The following is a 19,988-nucleotide window of genomic DNA, read 5'->3' on the forward strand; positions in this document are numbered from 1 at the left end:
AAAGTGTGGACCAACTTTGTGGCAAGGTCGTTCGAATGCGGTAAAAACACCTAGGCTGTACGGTTTAAATTGTTTCAGGAGGAACATGCGCATGCGTTCACCTCGCCGGGTCGCGATCATTGGCGGCAACCGAATCCCGTTCGCCCGTTCCAATGGTGCCTACGCCACCGCCAGCAACCAGGCAATGCTGACCGTCGCCCTGGAGGGCCTGATCGAGCGTTACCGCTTGCATGGGCTGCAGCTGGGCGAAGTGGTGGCGGGCGCGGTGCTGAAGCACTCCCGTGACATGAACCTGACCCGCGAATGCGTGCTCGGTTCGCGTTTGTCGCCGCGCACGCCGGCCTACGACATCCAGCAGGCCTGCGGCACGGGGCTGGAGGCGGCCTTGCTGGTGGCCAACAAGATTGCCCTTGGGCAGATCGACAGCGGCATCGCGGGCGGTGTCGACACCACCTCCGATGCGCCGATTGCCGTTAACGAAGGGTTGCGCCACATACTGCTGGAGGCCAACCGCGGCAAAAGCCTGGGTGAACGGCTGAAGCCGTTCCTGAAGTTGCGCCCCGGTCACCTGAAGCCTGAGTTGCCGCGCAATGGCGAGCCGCGCACAGGCCTGTCGATGGGCGAGCATTGCGAGCGCATGGCGCAGGCCTGGCGGATCGACCGCGCCGAGCAGGATGCACTGACCTTGCTTAGCCATCAGCGGCTGGCGGCCTCCTATGCCGAAGGCTGGCAGGATGATCTGCTCACGCCCTTCCTGGCGCTTAGCCGTGACAACAACCTGCGACCGGACCTGACCTTGGAGCAACTGGCCAAGCTCAAACCGGCATTCGACCGCAGTGGCCAGGGCACGCTTACCGCAGGCAATTCCACCCCTTTGACCGATGGCGCATCGCTGGTGCTGTTGGGCACGGAGGAATGGGCGCAGGCACAGGGGCTTCCGGTGCTGGCCTACCTGGTTGACGGCGAGACCGCAGCGGTTGATTTCGTCACGGGCCGTGAAGGGTTGTTGATGGCGCCGGTGTACGCAGTGCCGCGCCTGTTGGCGCGCAATGGGTTGAGCCTGCAGGATTTTGACTACTACGAGATTCACGAAGCCTTCGCCGCCCAGGTGTTGTGCACCCTCAAGGCCTGGGAGGACGCGGACTACTGCCGTGATCGCCTGGGGCTGGACGCACCGCTTGGGGCAATCGACCGTAGCAAGCTCAACGTCAAAGGCAGTTCGCTGGCGGCGGGGCATCCCTTTGCCGCGACCGGTGGGCGAATATTGGCCCACCTGGCGAAGCTGCTGGCCACGGCGGGTAAGGGCCGCGGGTTGATATCGATTTGCGCGGCAGGTGGGCAAGGGGTGACGGTCATCGTCGAACGGTGATCAGGTGGGGGGCCGCGTAGCGGCCCCCGCGAAGAAGGACGGGGCAGGTGTCACAGTCATGTCGCGCAACTGGTAGGCTTGTCCGATCAGAACTACAAGAAACTGCCATGCCGATCATCGGACATCCCCGGGCTATCCCGGCGCTCGACCACCTGCCCAGGCCCCTTTATGCCCGTGCCGAAAGCCTCGGGGCCGGCTCCTGGACCACTCGCCATCAGCACGACTGGGTGCAGTTTTCCTACGCCATCAGTGGCGTTCTCGGCGTCTACACCCGCGATGGCAGCTATTTCGCGCCCCCTCAGTGGGGTGTGTGGATCCCGGCGGACGCCGAACACGAAGTGGTGACGTCGATGCAGGCCGAAATGCGCAGCCTGTACGTGCGCCGCGATGCCTGCCCGTGGGCGCCGGAACACTGCCGGGTGCTGGAGGTGACGCCGCTGGCGCGGGAGTTGATCAAGCAGTTCTGCCTGTTCCCGGCGGATTACCCGGAAGCCGACAGCGCCGAATCGCGATTGGTCGCGGTGCTGCTCGACCAGTTGCGCACGTTGCCGGAAGTCGGGTTCTCGTTGCCCCTCCCGCGTCATCCGGGGTTGCTGGCGTTGTGTAATGGCCTGATCGCGGCACCGGATACAGCCCAGACCTTGCAGCAATGGGCGCTGCAACTGGAGTGTTCGGAGAAGACGCTGATGCGGCTGTTTCAGCGTGAGACGGGGTTGAGCTTTCGCAACTGGCGTCAGCGCATGCGGCTGCTGTCATCGCTGGCGTTGCTGGAGGCGGGGGAGAATGTAACGGAGGCCGCGTTGGGGTGTGGGTATGACTCGACTTCGGCTTACATCGCGGCGTTCAAGCAGTTGTTTGGGGCGACGCCAGGGGAACTGAAACTGTAGGAGCAGCCTCGTGCTGCGAAGAGGCCAGTGATTGCAGCGAAAATCTATGCTGTTTTTACCGGCCTCTTCGCAGCACAAGGCTGCTCCTACAGGTCGCTTGCGCTGTCAGGTGCGGAAGCGTCGTACCAGCGAATCCAGCTCGTTGGACAACCCTGCCAGGCTTTCGGAGTCTTGGCGCGCAGCCTGGGCCAGTTCGGCCACCAGTTGCGCATCGCCATGGATCTGGCTGATGTGCCGGTTGATGTCCTCGGCCACCTGATGCTGCTCTTCCGCTGCCGTGGCGATCTGCGTGTTCATGTCGCGAATCACGTCCACCGACTCACGGATCTGGCCAAAGCTGTCGCGGGCCAGGCCGATGCGGCTGACCGACTGCTGCGACACTTCCAGGCTGGCGTGCATCTGTTCGGCAACTTCGGCGGTGCGGCTGGCCAGGTTGCCCAGCAGGCCATCGATCTCGGCGGTGGAGTCGGCGGTACGCTTGGCCAGCGCCCGCACTTCATCGGCGACGACGGCGAAGCCACGGCCCTGTTCACCGGCGCGGGCGGCCTCGATCGCGGCATTGAGGGCCAGCAGGTTGGTCTGCTCGGCAATCGAGCGAATGGTGCCGAGGATCGACTGGATGGCGTTGCTGTCGCGTTCCAGCTGCTGAATCGACTGGGCCGATTGCTCGATCTCCTGGCTCAGGCGGTCGACGCTGTTCACGGCTGCATCGATCTGCTGCTGGCCTTCACGGGCTTGCTGCTGGCCGCTGTCGGCCGACTGCGCCGCCTGGCTGCAAGAGCGGGCGACTTCGTTGGCGGTGGCGACCATTTCGTGGAAGGCGGTAGAGACCATGTCCACAGCTTCGCGCTGGCGCCCGGCCGCCTCGGCCATGTCGCTGGACACCCGGGTCGAGCTGGTGGAGGTGCTGAGGATTTTGCTGGCGGCAGAGCCGATGTGCTGGATCAGGCTGCGGATCGCGCCGAGGAACTGGTTGAACCAGCTGGCCAGTTGGGCGGTTTCGTCGCGCCCGCGCACTTCCAGGTTGCGGGTCAGGTCGCCTTCGCCTTGGGCGATGTCTTCCAGGCCGCTGGTGACGCTGTTGATCGGGCGCACGATCAGCTTGGCGAACGCCGCACCGACCACGGCGAACAGCGCGGCCAGCACCAGTGCGATGGTGCCGATCAACCACGTCAGGCGGGTGGTGGTCTGCATCACTTCGCTTTGCTCGATCAGGCCGATGAAGGTCCAGCCCAGTTGCTCGTCGGGGTAGATGTTGGCCATGTAGCGCACGCCATTGAGCTCGACTTCGACCAGCCCTTTACCTGCCTTGGCCAGGTCGGCATAGCCGTTACCGAAGCTGCCCAGCTGCTTGAAGTTGTGGCTGGCGTCTCGCGGGTCGACCATCACGTTGCCGTTGTTTTCCACCAGCATCAGGTAGCCGCTTTCACCCAGCTTGATCTGCTGGACGATCTGGGTCAGGCCCTTGAGCGACACATCGATGTTGACCACGCCACCCGGGTTACCCAGCTGGTTGGCCACGGCGCGCACGGTGCTGACCAGCACGGCGTCGTCGGCGGCCCAGTAATAGGCGCCGGTACGCAGTGTTTTGCCAGGGTTGGCCATGGCCAACTGGTACCACGGGCGAGGGCGGGGGTCGTAGTTGACGAACTTCTGCCCCGCGGGCCAGCCGACATAGCCGCCGTCGCTGACACCGTAGGAAAGGTAGGCGTAGCCTGGGTGGGAATCGGCCAGGCGGGTGAAGAACTCGAGCACCTGCTTGTCCTGCTCGCCCAGCTCATACGATGGGTTGGCGCTCATGAACTTGTTCAGGTTGTTGCCCGTGGCCGCAATCATGGGTTGCGAGGCCAGGTATTCGACGTTCTGGTTGATGCCCTGGAAGAAGATGTTCATCGCGTTGCTGACCTGGCGAATTTCCCGGCTGCTGCTGTCGAGGAATCCGTCGCGGGCTTCGCCGCGCAGGTTGAGGACCACCAAGGTGGCCACGAGGACGATGGGCAAGCCGGCGATGACCGCGAATGCCCAGGTCAGTTTCTGTTTGATGCTCATCGACGCTCCCGGAATTTTTTTGTTGTCGACACACGAGGCAGGTAGTTACTGCATCGGCAGCGTCCGGGATTAGATGAAGGCAAATGCCCGTATTTATTAGGGAATGTCGCACTAGGCGATGATTCGGTCGTGTTTAGGCGAATATGGCATACCAAAGCGTCGTGGCGAGCCTCAGCGGCAACATCCGCCAACGTTTCCGTTTGCCAAATCCTTCAGGATCGGACAATCCGGCCGCTCGTCTCCCTGGCAGTGGGAGACCAGGTCGCCGAGGGTATCGCGCAGGCTCACCAGCTCTTCGATGCGCCGGTTCAGCTCATCGATATGTTGCATGGCCAGCGCCTTGACGTCGGCACTGGCCCGTTTACGGTCTTGCCAGAGGGTCAGCAACTTGCCGACCTCTTCCAGAGAAAAGCCCAGGTCGCGGGAGCGCTTGATGAAGGCCAGGCTGTGCAGGTCTTCTGGCTGGTAAAGGCGGTAGCCGCTGTCACTGCGGGTGGCTGGCTTGAGCAGGCCGATGGACTCGTAGTAGCGGATCATCTTGGTGCTGAGCCCGCTGCGGCGGGCGGCCTGGCCGATGTTCATGGGGCCTCCTGGGAGCTGCTGGTGGGTTTCCAGGTCTTGAGCCACAGCGCATTGCTGACCACGCTGACGCTGGACAGGGCCATGGCGGCGCCGGCGAGTACCGGGTTGAGGTAACCCAGCGCGGCCAGGGGGATACCGACCAGGTTATAGATGAACGCCCAGAACAGGTTCTGGCGGATTTTCGCATAGGTCTTGCGGCTGATCTCCAGGGCTGCGGGTACCAGGCGTGGGTCGCCGCGCATCAGGGTGATGCCGGCGGCCTGCATGGCCACGTCGGTGCCACCGCCCATAGCGATACCGATGTCGGCAGCGGCAAGGGCCGGGGCATCGTTGATGCCGTCGCCAACCATCGCCACCACGCCGTCCTGTTTCAGTGCCGTCACGGTGGCGGCCTTGTCGGCAGGCAGCACTTCGGCATGCACGTCGTCGATCCCGAGGGCGTCGGCAACCACCTTCGCGCTGCCGCGGTTATCGCCAGTCAGCAGGTGGCTGCTGATGTGTTGTGCGTGCAGGCTATCGATAGCCTGCTTTGCGCCCGGCTTGAGGCTGTCGCCGAAGGCGAAGAGGCCCAGCACGCGAGGTTGCGCGCCGCGCTCGATCAACCAGGACAGCGTACGCCCTTCAGCCTCCCAGGCGTGGGCCTTGGCGGCCAGGCCGCCGGGTTGCAGCGTGCTCTCCTCGAGCAGACGCCGATTGCCCAGGGCCAGGTCACGGCCATCAACCCGCCCGGCGATGCCACGCCCGGTCAGCGACTGGCTGTCGACGACTGTTGGCACATCCAGTTGCTGCTCGGCGCACGCCTCCAGCACGGCCTTGGCCAATGGGTGCTCACTGCCGCGCTGCAGGGCGCCGGCCAAGCGGTGCAGGTCGGCGGTGGTGCCGACCAGTGCCTGGCTGTGGACCACGCGTGGGCTGCCGGACGTCAGGGTGCCGGTCTTGTCGAACACGACCCGGTTTACCGCATGGGCACGCTCCAGGGCTTCGGCGTCCTTGATCAGGATGCCGTGGCGGGCGGCGACACCGGTGCCGGCCATGATCGCCGCTGGCGTTGCCAGGCCGAGTGCACAGGGGCAGGCAATCACCAACACGGCGACCGCGTTGATCAGCGCGGTTTCCAGCGGGGCACCGGCCAGCCACCAGCCGATCAGCGTGATCAGCGCGATCACCAGTACGGCGGGGACGAATACCTGGCTGACCCGGTCCACCAGCTTCTGGATGGGCGCCTTGGCCGCCTGGGCATCTTCGACCAGGCGGATGATCCGGGCCAGCACGGTTTCGGTACCCAATGCCTGGGTGCGCACCAGCAGCCGCCCTTCACCATTGATGGCGCCCCCGGTGACTGCATCGCCAGGCTGCTTGGGCACTGGCAGGCTCTCGCCGCTGATCAAGGCCTCGTCGGCATGGCTGCTGCCTTCCTCGACTTCGCCATCGACTGGGAAGCGTTCGCCGGGTTTGACCACGACCAGGTCACCCACACGCAGTTGGGCGATGGCCACGTCTTCTTCGCGGCCATCGACCACGCGCATCGCGCGTTCGGGGCGCAGTGCTTCAAGGGCCCGAATGGCGCTGGCGGTCTGGCGCTTGGCGCGGCTCTCCAGGTACTTGCCCAGCAAGACCAAGGCAATGACCACGGCCGAGGCTTCGAAATACAGGTGCGGGGCCATGCCGGCTGGGGCTTGTGCCCATTGGTACAGGCTCAGGCCGTAACCGGCGCTGGTGCCAAGGGCCACCAGCAGGTCCATGTTGCCGGCGCCGGCACGCACGGCCTTATAGGCGGCCACGTAAAAGCGTGCACCGAGAATGAACTGTACGGGCGTAGCCAGCAGGAACTGCGCCCAGGCGGGCAGCATCCAGTGCAGGCCGAAGGGCTGAACCAACATGGGCAAGACGAGTGGCAGGGCCAGCAGCAAGGCGGCACCGACCGCCAGGCGTTCGTTGCGCAGGCGGCGCTGGGCATCGCGCTGATCATCGTGGCCTGCGTGCGGCAGGCTGGCGCTGTAGCCGGCCTTTTGCACGGCGTCGATCAGCAGGCTGTCGTCGAGGGCCGCGAGCACCTCGAGGTGCGCGCGTTCGCTGGCCAGGTTAACGCTGACCTGCTCGACCCCAGGCAGTTTGCCGAGTGCGCGTTCGACTCGGCCGACGCAACTGGCGCAGGTCATGCCGTCAATCTGCAACTCGACAGTACGGGTGGGCACGCCATAGCCGGCTTCACGCACGGCGTCGAGCAAGGCCGGCAGGCTGCTGGCCGGGGCCTGGACCCGGGCCTGTTCGGTGGCGAGGTTGACGCTGACCTGTTCAGCGCCGTCGACCTTGCGCAGGGCGCGCTCGACCCGGCCAGCACAGCTGGCGCAGGTCATGCCGGAAATCGGCAGGTCGAAGGTGGTGGATGCGGGCATGGCTGTCCTCCTTGGATTGGCCTCCAGCATCAACCTTGCCACGTAGGCAAGGTCAATAGCCTAGGCCGGCGCGCTTCAATTCCAGCCCATTGTGGCCCATGGCAATCCGGTATTTGTTGATCTGGCCCGCCTGCAGGTTCAAACGTGTGCTGCGCTGGTCTTCGATACCGGGGGCGCAACCGGGGGTCTGCCCTGGCAGTAGGCGCAGGCGTATATCCACAAGGCCTGGTGGCAGGTTGAAGGCGGTCGATTGCTCCTGGAATACGCGCCCGGAGAGCTGATCGTTGAGGTACACGCCGATTTCGCAGTTGGTGGCTACTTCCAGGCGTTCCCGCGAAATGATCAGTACGCTGTAGTCCGAGTTGCCTTCGGCGTTGGCCGGTGGCACCGCAGCCAGCGCGCTCAAAAGCCCGACGACGCCCAATGCTGCCCTGAACATGATGAATCTCCTGCTTGCCTGATCGTCAAAGGCGCAGCTTGGCCGACGTGAGCGCGGATTTCCAGCCCGGACGCGCGCAGGGGCTTGACCTTGCCCCGATGGCAAGCTTGAAACTGCGTGAAAACCTGAAGGAGGCAACCCTATGCAAGTGTTCAATGTACAAGGCATGACCTGTGGCCATTGCGTCAAAGCGGTGACCCGTGCGGTGCAGGGGCAGGACGCCGACGCCAAGGTCGAGGTCGACCTGGCGGGCAAGCAGGTGCGGGTGCAGAGTGCCATGGCGGTGGAGCAGATCCTCACCGCGATTCGTGACGAGGGCTACCAGGCCGAGCTGGCGTGAAGCCCTGCGCCGGGGGCGCATGAGGCCCCCGGTTTTGTTGCAAATCTTTTCATGCTGGTCGAGTCCTTAGCAGGTAGACTTACGCACTTGCTTAGCCTGCTATGGATTCCTGATGAACCTGCGAATGGTGCTCATCCTGGGCGCATTGAGTGCGTTCGGGCCTTTGGCGATCGACTTTTACCTGCCCGCCTTCCCGGCGATGGCGCAGGCTTTCGCCACCGATGAAAAACACGTCCAGGCCACCTTGGCCGCCTACTTCCTTGGCCTGTCCATCGGCCAGTTGGCCTATGGCCCGGTGGCCGACCGCTTCGGGCGGCGCAAGCCGCTGTTGTTTGGCGTGGCGTTGTTTACCCTGGCGTCGTTGGCCTGTGCCTATGCCCCCAACCTCGACACCCTGGTCCTGGCGCGGTTCGTCCAGGCCCTGGGCGGTTGTGCCGGGATGGTGCTGTCGCGGGCGATCGTCAGTGACAAGTGCGACCCGGTGGCGTCGGCCAAGGTGTTCTCGCAGTTGATGCTGGTGATGGGCCTGGCGCCGATCCTGGCGCCAATGCTTGGCGGGGTGTTGGTGAACCTGGCAGGCTGGCAGTCGATCTTCCTCGCCCTGAGCCTGTTCAGCGCGGCCTGCCTGCTGGCGGTCAGCCTGGGCCTGCCGGAAAGCCTGCCGGCGGACATGCCGCGCCAGCCACTGTCCGGGGCGCTGCGCCAGTACCTGCGCCTGTTCAATGACCGGGTGTTTCTTGGCCATGCCTTGACCGGTGGTATTGCCATTGCCGGTATGTTTGCCTACATCGCGGGGTCGCCATTCGTCTTCATCAAGTTATATGGCGTGCCTGCCGAGCACTATGGCTGGTTGTTCGGCACCAACGCGGCGGGCTTTATCCTCGTGGCGCAGGTCAATGCCCGTTTGCTGGCCAAGCGCGGCCCAGCCTTCCTGCTGGTGCGTGCTGTGTGGATGTACCTGGCTGCAGGTTTGGTATTGCTGGGCGTCGCCGCACTGCGGCCGAGTCAGTTGTGGCCGCTGTTGGTGCCGTTGTTCGTGTGTATCGCCAGCCTAGGTTGCATCATCCCCAATGCGTCGGCCTGCGCCATGAGCGGGCAGGGCGCACGCGCAGGCAGCGCCTCGGCGCTGATGGGCTGCCTGCAATTCAGCGTCGCCGCAGGCGCGGCGGCGTTGGTCGGGCTGTTGCACGATGGCAGTGCGGTGCCGATGACACTGGTGATCAGCCTGTGCGGGGCGCTGGTGGTCAGTGTCGCGCTGCTGACCCGGCGTTTGCAGGCCAGGCGTCCCGCATAAGCGGGTGAGGCGCCTGCAGGCGGGTTTCCAATGTGGCGACGAAGGCACGCGCCTCGGCCTCGCTGCGGAAACTCACCACGTGTTGGTCGAGCTGAACCTGCCAAGGGCAAACGGGGTTGCGGCTCGACGCACTGACGACAATTTTCATCGCGGCATACCTCCAATGGGGTGTGAGCGGAAGAAGTGTAGCGCTGTGCCCTGTGCCTGCCATGACCGGCATCCGTGGTCTGACTGACGGTCATTTCCCCCCTGTTCTTCCCTCCTGACCGTCATGCTCCGGGTGTAATACCTGGAGGCATGTAGAAGCTTCGCTTTTGTTTGCGCTATTTAAGGAAGCTGCTTGTCGGTCGCGTCCGAACCTGCGCTGGGCGAATAATGCTCATGACCTGCCTCTGTCCCGCTGAGTGCTGGGGCACTGCTCAACTGCGGGGTATTGGGCGGGCTCACTGCACAGACACATCATCTCTCATGGGTAGGTATACCCAGTGGACTTCTGACAGGTGGGCTGAAGCGGCTAGCGCCCTGTGAGGGGGTTTCTGCGGCTTATACTGGCGACCAGCGCCGATGCCAGCGAGCAGGGTTTCCCTCTCAGGGCCGGCGACTGTCAGGCAGGCGATCCCAGTGCCAGGGTTGGCCATTGCATCCATATAAAAACGTGCAGGGAGTTACAGGGACATGAACGCAGTCAGCAGTATCAGCCAGATCGCCAGCCTGATGGCCGACCCCAAGCGCAGCGCCATGTTGTGGGCGCTGATCGACGGCACCCCACGGCTGGCGAACGAGCTCGCGATGATGACCGGGCTGACCTCATCTTCCGCCTGCGCCCACCTCTCGTTGCTGTCTTCGGCGGGTTTGCTGCGGCACGAGGCGCGGGGCCGCAAACGCTACTTCCGCCTGGCCACGCCGCAGGTAGGGGCAGCGGTGGAAGCACTGGCCAGCGTGCAGTTGGGCAGCGCCAGAGACGACCAGCCCGAGGCGGCAGCCTTGCAGTTGCCGATGTCGATCCGCAGGGCGCGGCGCTGCGGTGACCACCTCGGCGGCGAGCTGGCCGGGGAGTTGTATCACCGTCTGGTGGTGGCGGGTTGGTTGGAGGGCACTGACCGGCAATTGGTGGTCAGTGAGCAAGGGCGGGCAGAACTGGCGCTGGTCGGCGTCTACATAGATGCCTTGGCGCCGCACCAGCAACGGGGGTGTGTGATCTGCCGTTGCACTGACTGGAACAACCAGGGGCCACACTTGGGCGGCGTTCTGGGGCAGGCCTTGTTCAGGCTGTTTCTGCAGTCGGGTTGGATGCGCGAATCGGAGGACACGCGGGCTTTGCATATCTCGGCGCTGGGCATCCAGCAGATCAATCGCATTGCCCGCGTGCAGACGTTGCAGGTTGGGTAACCGCAACGCCAACGGCTGATCAGACCAGTCGCGCGTCCAGGCTGTTTTGCGCCAGGCGGCGCGCTTGGTCTTCGGTCATGCCCAGGTGGGTATGCAAGGCATGGAAGTTTTCGGTGACGTAGCCGCCGAAGTAGGCCGGGTCGTCAGAGTTGACGGTGACCTTCACCCCGCGCTCGAGCATGTCCAGGATGTTGTGCTGGCTCATGTGGTCGAACACGCAGAGCTTGGTGTTCGACAGCGGGCAGACGGTCAGTGGGATCTGCTCGTCGATGATACGTTGCATCAGGCGCTCGTCTTCGATGGCGCGTACGCCGTGGTCGATACGCTTGATGTGCAGCAGGTCCAGGGCTTCCCAGATGTATTCGGGCGGGCCTTCTTCACCGGCGTGGGCAACGGCGACGAAGCCTTCGCTACGGGCGCGGTCGAACACACGCTGGAACTTGCTCGGCGGGTGGCCCATTTCGGAGCTGTCCAAGCCTACGGCAATGAAGGCATCGCGGAACGGCAGTGCCTGGTCCAAGGTCTTGTGCGCTTCGTCTTCGCTGAGGTGGCGCAGGAAGCTCAGGATCAAGCCACTGCTGATGCCCAGTTGGTCCCGGCCATCCTTGAGCGCTTGGTTGATGCCGTTGAGCACCACCTCGAAGGGGATACCGCGGTCTGTGTGGGTTTGCGGGTCGAAGAAGGGTTCGGTGTGGATGACGTTCTGCGCCTTGCACCGTTGCAGGTAAGCCCAGGTCAGGTCGTAGAAGTCTTGCTCGGTACGCAAGACATCCGCGCCTTGGTAATAAAGGTCGAGAAATTCCTGCAGGTTGTTGAAGGCGTAGGCGCTTCGCAAGGTTTCGACATCGTCCCAAGGCAGGGCGATCTTGTTGCGCTCGGCCAGGGCAAACAGCAGCTCGGGCTCCAACGAACCCTCCAGGTGCAGGTGCAGTTCGGCCTTGGGCAGGGCGTTCAACCAGTCATACATAGTTGGTTATCTCGATCAGGTACGGTTGCCGCCATTCTACAGGGCCTGGCCAGGCATTGCGCCCGGCCAGGCCCTGTGTTGCCTCAACCGGCGATGAGCTGCGCGGCCGCCTGGCGGTGATCGGCGATCAGGCCCTGGATATCCAGGCCTTCGATTTGCCCATCGATGACCCGCCACTGGCCACCGACCATGACTCGGTCGGCGCGGTCGGCGCCGCACAGCAGCAGCGCCGACAGCGGGTCATGGCTGCCAGAGAAGCGCAGTTCGTCGAGCTTGAACAACGCCAGGTCGGCTTGCATGCCGACGGCCAGCTCGCCGATGTCCTGGCGCCCCAGCAGGCGCGCCGAGCCGCGGGTGGCCCAACCCAGGGCACGCTCTGGGGTGATCTGCTCGGCGCCATAGCGCAAGCGCTGCAGGTACAGCGCTTGGCGGGCTTCGAGGATCATGTTGGAGGCGTCGTTGGAGGCCGAACCGTCTACGCCCAGGCCCACGGGGGTACCGGCGGCTTCAAGGTCGACGGTTGGGCAGATGCCCGAGGCCAGGCGCATGTTCGAGCTCGGGCAGTGGCAAATACCGGTGCCGGCCGCGCCCAGACGGGCGATTTCGTCGCCATTGAAGTGGATGCCGTGAGCCAGCCAAGTGCGTGGGCCGAGCCAGCCGACGCTGTCCAGGTAGTCCACGGTGCGCAGGCCGAAACGCTGCAGGCAGAAGTCTTCCTCATCAAGGGTCTCTGCCAGGTGCGTGTGCAGCCGCACATCCAGCTCTTCGGCCAGTGTGGCACTGGCCCGCATGATCTCGGGCGTGACCGAGAAGGGCGAGCAGGGTGCCAGGGCAATCTGGATCTGCGCACCTTCGCCGCGCTCGTGGTAGCTGTGGATAAGCCGCTGGCTGTCGGCCAGGATCACTTCACCCTGTTGCACCGTTTGCTGGGGTGGCAGGCCGCCGTCGTCTTCGCCAAGGCTCATGGAGCCGCGGGTCAGCATCGCGCGCATGCCCAGCTTGCGCACCACTTCGACTTGCACGTCGATGGCGTTGTCCAGGCCTTGCGGGAACAGGTAATGGTGATCGGCCGCAGTCGTGCAGCCCGACAGCAGCAGTTCAGCCAGTGCCACCTGGCTGGCCAGCGCCAGCTTCGCGGGGGTGAGGCGCGCCCATACCGGGTACAGCGTCTTCAGCCAGGGGAACAGCGGTTGGTTGACCACCGGTGCCCAGGCGCGGGTCAGCGTCTGGTAGAAGTGGTGATGGGTGTTGATCAGGCCGGGGGTTACCACATGTTCGCGGGCATCGAACACTTGGTCGCACGGTTGGCTGGGGCTTTCGCCAAGGGCCAGGAGTTGTGTGATGCGGCCGTCTTCGATGACCAGCCCGCCACGGGCGTCGGCGCCGTTGGCAGTGAAGATGGCAAGGGGGGATTTCAACCAGATGCGGGTCGCAGGCATGGTGCCGGCTCCTCTGAAAGTGGGTTCAGGTTAGCCAGCTCAGTGTTGCCCTGTCTGCTGATCCAGGTCCGCCACGGGGGCGAGGCATCGAGTCTACTGCCTCGCCACGCGGCTTTCAATTCACCAGATCAGCGGCTCACCTTTGTAGTTGATGAAGCGCAGGCCGCCATTACCGCTTTGCGCCTTGATCTGCTCGAGCATGCCGCGGGTGCTGGTCAGCACGTCGATCTCGGCATTTTCGCCGCCCATGTCGGTCTTTACCCAGCCGGGGTGCATGGCCAGCACGCAGAGGCCTGGGCGCTGTTGTTCGACGACGAAGCTGTTGATCATCGAGTTCAGGGCCGCCTTGCTGGCTTTGTACAGGCAGACCTCACCGCCGTCCGGGATTGTCACGCTGCCCAGGATCGAGCTCATGAAGGCCAGCACGCCGCTGCCTTCGCGCACCTGGCCAACCAAGCGGCGGGCGACGCGGATGGGGGCCACGGCGTTGGTCATGAACAGGTCGCCGATGTCCTGGTTGCGGACGCTTTCCAGGTCTTGTGGCAGCGGCCCCATGACGCCCGCGTTGACGAATACCAGGTCGAACACTTCGCCTTGCAGGCGTTGCTTCAAACCATCGAGCTGAGCGGTGTCGTTCATCTCCAGCTGTTCGATGCGCACACCGGGAACGTTGGCCTGGGCGCCGGCCTTTTGCGGGTCACGCACAGTGGCGATGACGTTCCAGCCATCTTCTTGCAGGCGTTGCACCAGCCCCAGGCCAAGGCCGCGTGAGGCGCCGATGATGAGGGCCGTTCTTGAGTTAGCCATAGGAACATTCCTTTATCGGTATAGGAAAAAGTATTTGAGCATACTGCAGAGTCGCTAACTGTGCCTGCGCTGCAGCTGGTCAAAAAATGATCAATGGCGCCAGGCCGCTTGTAGACGGGCGCTTCGCCTGTTGGCTAACGGGTTATCCACAGGCTGTTCCACAGTTATTGTGTGCAAGCCGAGCGCAATGCCCAGTGCGTAACACTTCCAGGGTTTGGGGATAACTCTCGAGGTTTCAGCTATTTGCGACTGTCATCAAATAGTGATCAAAATATGATCAAAGCTCTGGGGGCCTTGAAACCAATGGGCTGCAAGAGAGTGCCCCAAGCTTATCCACAGGCAGGCCCACAGTTCTTGTGAGCAATGTTCAGCGCGTGCGAACAGTTATTCAGCGCGCTTCCAGCAGGATGCGCCCACGGCTCAGGTCGGCCAGTTGCTGGCGCAAGGGGGCCAGGTGGGCTTCACCGACCGCGATGTGCAGGTCAACGCCATTGGCCGTGAACTGTTCATCCAGCACCAGGCCGTCGACGTCCGCCAGGCGCAGCTTTACCAAGGCCAGTTCGCTGAAGCTGCAACTGCAGGTGTATTCGCTGCGCTGCACCAGCACCCGCTTGGGCGCCTGTTGCAGGCATTTGTTGGCGCCACCGCCATAGGCCCTGGCCAGGCCACCGGTACCCAGCTGGATGCCGCCGTACCAGCGGATCACCAGCACCACCACCTGGTCGCAGTCTTGCGCTTCGATGGCGGCCAGAATAGGGCGCCCGGCGGTGCCGCCCGGTTCGCCGTCATCATTGCTGCGGTATTGCCCGCCAAGCTTCCACGCCCAGCAGTTGTGGGTGGCCGCCAGGTCGCTGTGGCGTTCGATGAAGCTCATCGCCTCGGCAGCACTGGTGATTGGGCCGGCGAGGGTGATGAAGCGGCTTTTGCGGATTTCTTCACGAAACTCGCAGAGGTCGAGCAGGGTAGAAGGCATAAATGGCTGTCAGGCACTCGGCTTGATGCCGCACCCCTTGAGAATGATGTGGATAAGGTTGCTGCTCGCGTCTTCCATGTCTTGCTTGGTCAGGCGGCTGCGGCCGGTGACCTGGCAGATCTGCGTGGCGAAGTCGGCATAGTGCTGGGTGCTGCCCCAGAGCAGGAAAATGAGGTGCACCGGGTCGACCGGGTCCATCTTGCCTGCTTCGATCCAGGCCTGGAACACCGCAGCCCGGCCACGGAACCACTCGCGGTAGTCGGCGCTGAAGTACTCGTTCAGGCAATTGCCGCCGCTGATCACTTCCATGGCGAAAATGCGCGAGGCTTGCGGGTTGCGCCGCGAGAACTCCATCTTGGTCCGAATGTACTGGCTCAGTGCCTCGCCCGGGTCGTCCTCGACGCTCAAGGCGTTGAAGGTGCTGTCCCACAATTCGATGATGTTGCTGAGCACGGCAATGTACAGGCCCAGCTTGTTGGTGAAGTAATAATGCAGGTTGGCCTTGGGCAACCCTGCCTTCAGCGCGATGGTGTTCATGCTGGTGCCCTTGAAACCATGGCGGGCGAATTCATCTTCGGCGGCCTGGATGATGGCCTGTTCGTTTTTCTGGCGGATGCGGCCGGCGGGCTTGCCCGAGGCGGAGAGGCGATGCGCTGGGACTTCAAGGGTCATGGACGATTCCGTACGGGTCAGTGGCAGCGGCTGTCGGACAAGATTACCTGCCTACGCCGAAGTGACAAGCGTTTGCGTCAGAGACAGGCATCAGCGTGTCGCAGCCAGGCTATCCAGGAAGCTCTCGAGCACCAGGTTCGGCCGCCGCCCTTTGCGCGTCACCCAGCTCAGGCTCAAGTCATAGAAGCGCTGCCGGGGCTTGAGGGCACGCAGCCGGCCTTGCTGCACCCAGAAACTGGCGTAGTGGTCGGGCAGGTAGCCGATGTAGCGCCCCGTCAGGATGAGGAATGCCATGCCTTCGCGGTCCGACGCGCTGGCCGTGCAATGCAGCGCCTGGTAGTGGGCCTGGATATCGGCGGGCAAGCGGAAGGTGGGGGTGATGGCCTCTTGGCTGTTGAGCCGGTCGTCGTCTATCTGTTGGTCGTCGGCATAGAACAGCGGGTGGCCTACTGCGCAATAGAGCAGCGAACGCTCGCTATACAGCGGTTGGTATTCAAGGCCTGAAAGGGCGATGGTCTGCGGCACTACGCCGACATGCAGGCTGCCGTCGAGGACACCGTGCTCGACTTGGCTGGGCGCGATCATGCGGATGTTGATACGCACATCTGGGCCGCGGTCCTTGAGCTCGGCAAGCGCGTGGGTGATGCGCATGTGCGGCAAGGTCACCAGGTTGTCGGTCAGGCCGATGTTCAACTCACCACGCAAGTGCTGGTGCAGCCCGTTGACCTCAGTGCGGAAGCTTTCCAGGGCACTGAGCAACTGCAAGGCCGAATGGTAGACCTCGCGGCCTTCCTCGGTCAGTGAGAAACCGGCTCGGCCACGTTGGCACAGGCGCAGGCCGAGCCGTTGCTCCAGGTCGTTCATCTGTTGGCTGATGGCCGAGCGGCCGATCCCGAGCACGTTTTCGGCTGCCGAGAAGCCGCCGCACTCGACGACGCTGCGGTAGATCTTCAACAGGCGAATGTCAAAATCGCTGACTTGGGCGAGTGGGTCGGGGCGTCGGCTCATTAGTTTAGTGTTGCCCTATCTGAAGATTAGAAAAGCAGGCTTTTTCAGACTTTATCGCCGTGCCAATTTAGCCGCAACAAGATCCATCGTTGCCTAATCGTCTTTCGAGGAACCGCCGATGAACATGCCGGAAACCGCTCCCACTTCTATCGCCAGCCAGCTCAAGCTGGATGCCCACTGGATGCCTTATACCGCCAACCGCAATTTCCATCGCGACCCACGCCTGATCGTGGCGGCGGAAGGTAACTACCTTGTGGATGACAAGGGGCGCAGGATCTTCGACGCCCTGTCTGGCTTGTGGACCTGCGGCGCCGGGCATACCCGTAAGGAAATCACCGAGGCCGTAGCCCGTCAGGTCGGTACCCTGGATTACTCCCCGGCCTTCCAGTTCGGCCACCCGCTGTCGTTCCAGCTGGCTGAAAAGATCACCGCGCTGACCCCGGGCGATCTCAACCACGTCTTCTATACCAACTCCGGCTCCGAGTGCGCCGATACCGCGCTGAAGATGGTCCGTGCGTACTGGCGCCTGAAAGGCCAGGCGACCAAGACCAAGATCATCGGCCGTGCCCGTGGCTACCATGGCGTGAACATCGCCGGCACCAGCTTGGGTGGCGTGAACGGTAACCGCAAGATGTTCGGCCAGCTGCTGGACGTCGACCACCTGCCTCACACCGTGCTGCCGGTGAACGCGTTCTCCAAGGGCTTGCCAGCGGAGGGCGGCATTGCCCTGGCCGAGGAAATGCTCAAGCTGATCGAGCTGCATGACGCCTCGAACATCGCCGCGGTGATTGTCGAACCGCTGGCGGGCTCGGCGGGTGTTCTGCCGCCACCGAAGGGCTACCTCAAGCGCCTGCGCGAGATCTGCACCCAGCACAACATCCTGCTGATCTTCGACGAAGTGATCACCGGCTTCGGCCGTATGGGCGCGATGACCGGGGCTGAAGCCTTCGGCGTGACGCCAGACCTGATGTGCATCGCCAAGCAGGTCACCAACGGTGCCATCCCGATGGGTGCGGTCATTGCCAGCACCGAGATCTATCAAACCTTCATGAACCAGCCAACACCGGAATACGCGGTGGAGTTCCCTCACGGCTACACCTACTCGGCCCACCCAGTGGCCTGTGCCGCCGGCATTGCCGCACTGGACCTGCTGCAGAAGGAAAGCCTGGTGCAGGCTGCGGCCGAACTGTCGCCGCACTTCGAGAAACTGCTGCACGGGGTTAAAGGCACGAAGAACGTCGTCGATATCCGCAACTATGGCCTGGCCGGCGCGATCCAGATTGCTGCCCGCGACGGCGATGCGATCGTGCGCCCTTATGAAGTGGCGATGAAGTTGTGGAAGGCCGGCTTCTATGTGCGCTTCGGTGGCGACACCCTGCAGTTTGGCCCTACTTTCAATACCCAGCCGCAGGAACTGGACCGCCTGTTCGACGCGGTGGGCGAGACCCTGAACCAGATCGATTGATCGTTGCGATTTTGATGGCAAGCGCGTGAAGTGATCACGCGCTTGTGTCACCCCTCTTTATCTGGAGTTTTGCATGAGCATTGTTCAACACCTGATCAACGGCGAGCTGGTTACCAAGGGTGAGCGCACCGCCGATGTCTTCAACCCGTCCACTGGCCAGGCCGTACGCAAGGTCGAACTGGCCAGCCGTGCGACCGTTCAGGAAGCCATCGATTCGGCCAAGGCTGCCTTCCCGGCCTGGCGCAACACGCCGCCGGCCAAACGTGCCCAGGTGATGTTCCGCTTCAAGCAACTGCTGGAGCAGAACGAAGCCCGCATCTCGCAGATGATCAGCGAAGAGCATGGCAAGACCCTGGAAGACGCTGCAGGCGAACTGAAGCGTGGTATCGAGAACGTCGAATTCGCCTGTGCGGCACCTGAAGTGCTCAAGGGCGAGTACAGCCGTAACGTTGGCCCGAACATCGACGCCTGGTCCGACTTCCAGCCGCTGGGTGTGGTCGCCGGTATTACCCCGTTCAACTTCCCGGCCATGGTCCCGCTGTGGATGTACCCGCTGGCCATTGCCTGCGGTAACGCCTTTATCCTGAAACCGTCCGAGCGTGACCCGAGCTCGACCTTGTACATTGCCCAACTGCTGCTGGAAGCCGGCCTGCCTAAAGGCATCCTTAACGTGGTGCATGGCGACAAGGAAGCTGTGGACGCGCTGATCGAGGCTCCGGAAGTGAAAGCGCTGAGCTTTGTCGGCTCGACCCCGATTGCTGAGTACATCTACGCCGAGGGCACTAAGCGCGGCAAACGCGTACAGGCGCTGGGCGGTGCGAAGAACCATGCCGTGCTGATGCCCGATGCCGACCTGGACAACGCTGTCAGCGCGCTGATGGGTGCAGCTTATGGTTCGTGCGGTGAGCGCTGCATGGCGATTTCGGTGGCGGTGTGCGTGGGTGACCAGGTTGCCGATGCACTGATCGCCAAGCTGGAGCCGCAGATAAAGGCGCTGAAGATTGGTGCCGGTACTTCGTGTGGCCTGGACATGGGCCCGCTGGTTACCGCTGCTGCCCGCGACAAGGTGGTGGGCTACATCGACGACGGTGTGGCTGCTGGCGCCAAGCTGGTGGTGGATGGCCGTGGCTTGCGCGTTGCAGGGAATGAAGATGGCTACTTCGTGGGTGGCACCCTGTTCGACAAGGTGACCCCGCAGATGCGCATCTATAAAGAAGAGATCTTCGGCCCTGTGCTGTGCGTGGTCCGGGTTAACAGCCTGGAGCAGGCCATGCAGCTGATCAACGATCACGAATATGGCAACGGCACCTGCATCTTTACCCGTGACGGCGAGGCGGCGCGCCTGTTCTGTGACGAGATCGAAGTGGGCATGGTCGGTGTGAACGTGCCGTTGCCGGTGCCGGTGGCGTACCACAGCTTCGGCGGTTGGAAGCGTTCGCTGTTCGGCGACCTGCATGCTTATGGCCCGGATGGGGTGCGTTTCTATACCCGTCGCAAGGCGATCACCCAGCGCTGGCCGCAGCGGGCCAGCCATGAGGCATCGCAGTTTGCGTTCCCTAGCCTTTAAAGCATGAACAAAAGCGGGGAGGCCGGAAGGCCTCCCCGCTTTGTTTTTCAGCTTTATTAAGGTTTCTTGGAATTAAAGGTTGACGGGCTTTCGAATCCCCTTATAATGCGCCCCACTTCCAGCGTAGTCGGAACGAAAAACTCCTTGAGATTCAACGAGTTAAATAGTTAAGGCGAAGTTTGAAGGGCTTCGATCGAAAGATCGTCAGCGGTTGAAAAGGTGGTTGACAGCGCTTCTAAACGCTGTATGATTCGCCTCCCGCTACGAGAGATCGCAGCGAGTCAAGTGTTTGAAGCTAAACGAGTTTCTCGCGAAAAACTTCAAAATAAACGCTTGACAGGCTCT

18 protein-coding genes are annotated in these 19,988 nt (G+C 63.0%); 7 read left to right on the forward strand and 11 right to left on the reverse strand.

Translation table 11 applies throughout. The features are described from left to right. Positions 1 to 91: 91 nt before the first annotated feature. Together OO306_RS19650 and OO306_RS19655 are read left to right on the forward strand one after the other, a co-directional pair. Entirely contained in the window at positions 92 to 1,369 is a 1,278-nt protein-coding gene (locus tag OO306_RS19650; RefSeq protein WP_265969663.1) for an acetyl-CoA C-acetyltransferase, read from the forward strand. A 107-nt stretch (positions 1,370 to 1,476) separates the two neighbouring features. Then, entirely contained in the window at positions 1,477 to 2,256 is a 780-nt protein-coding gene (locus OO306_RS19655) for a helix-turn-helix transcriptional regulator (protein ID WP_027594972.1), read from the forward strand. 105 nt (positions 2,257 to 2,361) lie between these two features. Here OO306_RS19655 and OO306_RS19660 read toward each other — a convergent pair whose 3' ends face one another. From OO306_RS19660 to OO306_RS19675, 4 genes are all read right to left on the reverse strand, one after another. Beyond that, entirely contained in the window at positions 2,362 to 4,305 is a 1,944-nt protein-coding gene (locus OO306_RS19660) for a methyl-accepting chemotaxis protein (protein ID WP_099428259.1), read from the reverse strand. A gap of 171 nt (positions 4,306 to 4,476) precedes the next feature. Next, on the reverse strand, positions 4,477 to 4,887 hold the full coding sequence (cueR, locus tag OO306_RS19665; protein WP_265969664.1) for a Cu(I)-responsive transcriptional regulator: 411 nt from the start codon (positions 4,885 to 4,887) through the stop codon (positions 4,477 to 4,479). Next, positions 4,884 to 7,283: a heavy metal translocating P-type ATPase gene (locus tag OO306_RS19670; RefSeq protein WP_265969665.1), complete on the reverse strand. Its 2,400-nt coding sequence runs from the start codon at positions 7,281 to 7,283 to the stop codon at positions 4,884 to 4,886. Before OO306_RS19670 ends, cueR begins: the two co-directional genes overlap by 4 nt. A 52-nt stretch (positions 7,284 to 7,335) precedes the next feature. Then, positions 7,336 to 7,722, reverse strand: a complete 387-nt coding sequence (locus OO306_RS19675) for a hypothetical protein (protein WP_265969666.1) — start codon at positions 7,720 to 7,722, stop codon at positions 7,336 to 7,338. A gap of 142 nt (positions 7,723 to 7,864) precedes the next feature. Between OO306_RS19675 and OO306_RS19680 the strand changes: the two genes are divergently transcribed. Together OO306_RS19680 and OO306_RS19685 are read left to right on the forward strand one after the other, a co-directional pair. Then, a complete protein-coding gene (locus tag OO306_RS19680; protein ID WP_027594977.1) occupies positions 7,865 to 8,062 on the forward strand; it encodes a heavy-metal-associated domain-containing protein in 198 nt (65 codons plus the stop codon). A 112-nt stretch (positions 8,063 to 8,174) separates the two neighbouring features. After that, a complete protein-coding gene (locus OO306_RS19685) occupies positions 8,175 to 9,356 on the forward strand; it encodes a multidrug effflux MFS transporter (protein WP_099452812.1) in 1,182 nt (393 codons plus the stop codon). On the opposite strand, the gene OO306_RS19690 is transcribed toward OO306_RS19685, so the two are convergent. Beyond that, the gene (locus OO306_RS19690) at positions 9,307 to 9,504 is read right to left on the reverse strand and encodes a hypothetical protein (RefSeq protein ID WP_085273983.1); all 198 of its coding nucleotides are present in this window, start codon (positions 9,502 to 9,504) and stop codon (positions 9,307 to 9,309) included. The genes OO306_RS19685 and OO306_RS19690 overlap by 50 nt on opposite strands. A gap of 527 nt (positions 9,505 to 10,031) precedes the next feature. On the opposite strand from OO306_RS19690, the gene OO306_RS19695 reads away from it, so the two are divergent. Next, entirely contained in the window at positions 10,032 to 10,745 is a 714-nt protein-coding gene (locus OO306_RS19695; RefSeq protein WP_027594980.1) for a helix-turn-helix transcriptional regulator, read from the forward strand. A gap of 19 nt (positions 10,746 to 10,764) precedes the next feature. Here the strand turns inward: OO306_RS19695 and OO306_RS19700 are convergent, their stop codons facing one another. The 6 genes from OO306_RS19700 to OO306_RS19725 all read right to left on the reverse strand — a co-directional run bounded on the left by OO306_RS19700 (position 10,765) and on the right by OO306_RS19725 (position 16,611). Then, a complete protein-coding gene (locus tag OO306_RS19700) occupies positions 10,765 to 11,712 on the reverse strand; it encodes an adenosine deaminase (RefSeq protein WP_027594981.1) in 948 nt (315 codons plus the stop codon). A gap of 83 nt (positions 11,713 to 11,795) precedes the next feature. Then, a complete protein-coding gene (locus OO306_RS19705; RefSeq protein WP_265969667.1) occupies positions 11,796 to 13,151 on the reverse strand; it encodes an 8-oxoguanine deaminase in 1,356 nt (451 codons plus the stop codon). Positions 13,152 to 13,271: 120 nt separating this feature from the next. Continuing rightward, positions 13,272 to 13,958, reverse strand: a complete 687-nt coding sequence (locus OO306_RS19710; protein WP_265969668.1) for an SDR family oxidoreductase — start codon at positions 13,956 to 13,958, stop codon at positions 13,272 to 13,274. Between the two features lie 388 nt (positions 13,959 to 14,346). Next, a complete protein-coding gene (locus tag OO306_RS19715; protein WP_027594984.1) occupies positions 14,347 to 14,931 on the reverse strand; it encodes a YigZ family protein in 585 nt (194 codons plus the stop codon). A 9-nt stretch (positions 14,932 to 14,940) separates the two neighbouring features. Then, positions 14,941 to 15,603 (reverse strand): TetR/AcrR family transcriptional regulator, encoded by a 663-nt coding sequence (locus tag OO306_RS19720; RefSeq protein WP_027594985.1) that lies wholly within the window; start codon positions 15,601 to 15,603, stop codon positions 14,941 to 14,943. A 90-nt stretch (positions 15,604 to 15,693) separates the two neighbouring features. Beyond that, on the reverse strand, positions 15,694 to 16,611 hold the full coding sequence (locus OO306_RS19725; protein WP_099428266.1) for a LysR family transcriptional regulator: 918 nt from the start codon (positions 16,609 to 16,611) through the stop codon (positions 15,694 to 15,696). A 118-nt stretch (positions 16,612 to 16,729) separates the two neighbouring features. On the opposite strand from OO306_RS19725, the gene OO306_RS19730 reads away from it, so the two are divergent. Both OO306_RS19730 and OO306_RS19735 read left to right on the forward strand, forming a co-directional pair. Then, a complete protein-coding gene (locus OO306_RS19730; protein WP_265969669.1) occupies positions 16,730 to 18,076 on the forward strand; it encodes an aspartate aminotransferase family protein in 1,347 nt (448 codons plus the stop codon). 73 nt (positions 18,077 to 18,149) lie between these two features. Next, positions 18,150 to 19,643, forward strand: a complete 1,494-nt coding sequence (locus OO306_RS19735) for a CoA-acylating methylmalonate-semialdehyde dehydrogenase (RefSeq protein ID WP_027594988.1) — start codon at positions 18,150 to 18,152, stop codon at positions 19,641 to 19,643. Positions 19,644 to 19,988 lie beyond the last annotated feature (345 nt).

This window comes from Pseudomonas sp. DCB_AW (assembly GCF_026240895.1).
GTDB classification, from domain to species: Bacteria; Pseudomonadota; Gammaproteobacteria; order Pseudomonadales; family Pseudomonadaceae; genus Aquipseudomonas; species Aquipseudomonas kermanshahensis.

Bases quoted from the DNA above. Each gene is read 5' to 3' on its own strand.
- OO306_RS19720 (WP_027594985.1), bottom strand. From the start codon at position 15,603: ATGACCCTTGAAGTCCCAGCGCATCGCCTCTCCGCCTCGGGCAAGCCC.
- OO306_RS19710 (WP_265969668.1), bottom strand. From the start codon at position 13,958: ATGGCTAACTCAAGAACGGCCCTCATCATCGGCGCCTCACGCGGCCTT.
- OO306_RS19725 (WP_099428266.1), bottom strand. From the start codon at position 16,611: ATGAGCCGACGCCCCGACCCACTCGCCCAAGTCAGCGATTTTGACATT.
- OO306_RS19690 (WP_085273983.1), bottom strand. From the start codon at position 9,504: ATGAAAATTGTCGTCAGTGCGTCGAGCCGCAACCCCGTTTGCCCTTGG.
- OO306_RS19715 (WP_027594984.1), bottom strand. From the start codon at position 14,931: ATGCCTTCTACCCTGCTCGACCTCTGCGAGTTTCGTGAAGAAATCCGC.
- OO306_RS19700 (WP_027594981.1), bottom strand. From the start codon at position 11,712: ATGTATGACTGGTTGAACGCCCTGCCCAAGGCCGAACTGCACCTGCAC.
- OO306_RS19735 (WP_027594988.1), top strand. From the start codon at position 18,150: ATGAGCATTGTTCAACACCTGATCAACGGCGAGCTGGTTACCAAGGGT.
- OO306_RS19670 (WP_265969665.1), bottom strand. From the start codon at position 7,283: ATGCCCGCATCCACCACCTTCGACCTGCCGATTTCCGGCATGACCTGC.
- OO306_RS19705 (WP_265969667.1), bottom strand. From the start codon at position 13,151: ATGCCTGCGACCCGCATCTGGTTGAAATCCCCCCTTGCCATCTTCACT.
- cueR (WP_265969664.1), bottom strand. From the start codon at position 4,887: ATGAACATCGGCCAGGCCGCCCGCCGCAGCGGGCTCAGCACCAAGATG.
- OO306_RS19655 (WP_027594972.1), top strand. From the start codon at position 1,477: ATGCCGATCATCGGACATCCCCGGGCTATCCCGGCGCTCGACCACCTG.
- OO306_RS19685 (WP_099452812.1), top strand. From the start codon at position 8,175: ATGAACCTGCGAATGGTGCTCATCCTGGGCGCATTGAGTGCGTTCGGG.
- OO306_RS19680 (WP_027594977.1), top strand. From the start codon at position 7,865: ATGCAAGTGTTCAATGTACAAGGCATGACCTGTGGCCATTGCGTCAAA.
- OO306_RS19675 (WP_265969666.1), bottom strand. From the start codon at position 7,722: ATGTTCAGGGCAGCATTGGGCGTCGTCGGGCTTTTGAGCGCGCTGGCT.
- OO306_RS19695 (WP_027594980.1), top strand. From the start codon at position 10,032: ATGAACGCAGTCAGCAGTATCAGCCAGATCGCCAGCCTGATGGCCGAC.
- OO306_RS19660 (WP_099428259.1), bottom strand. From the start codon at position 4,305: ATGAGCATCAAACAGAAACTGACCTGGGCATTCGCGGTCATCGCCGGC.
- OO306_RS19730 (WP_265969669.1), top strand. From the start codon at position 16,730: ATGAACATGCCGGAAACCGCTCCCACTTCTATCGCCAGCCAGCTCAAG.
- OO306_RS19650 (WP_265969663.1), top strand. From the start codon at position 92: ATGCGTTCACCTCGCCGGGTCGCGATCATTGGCGGCAACCGAATCCCG.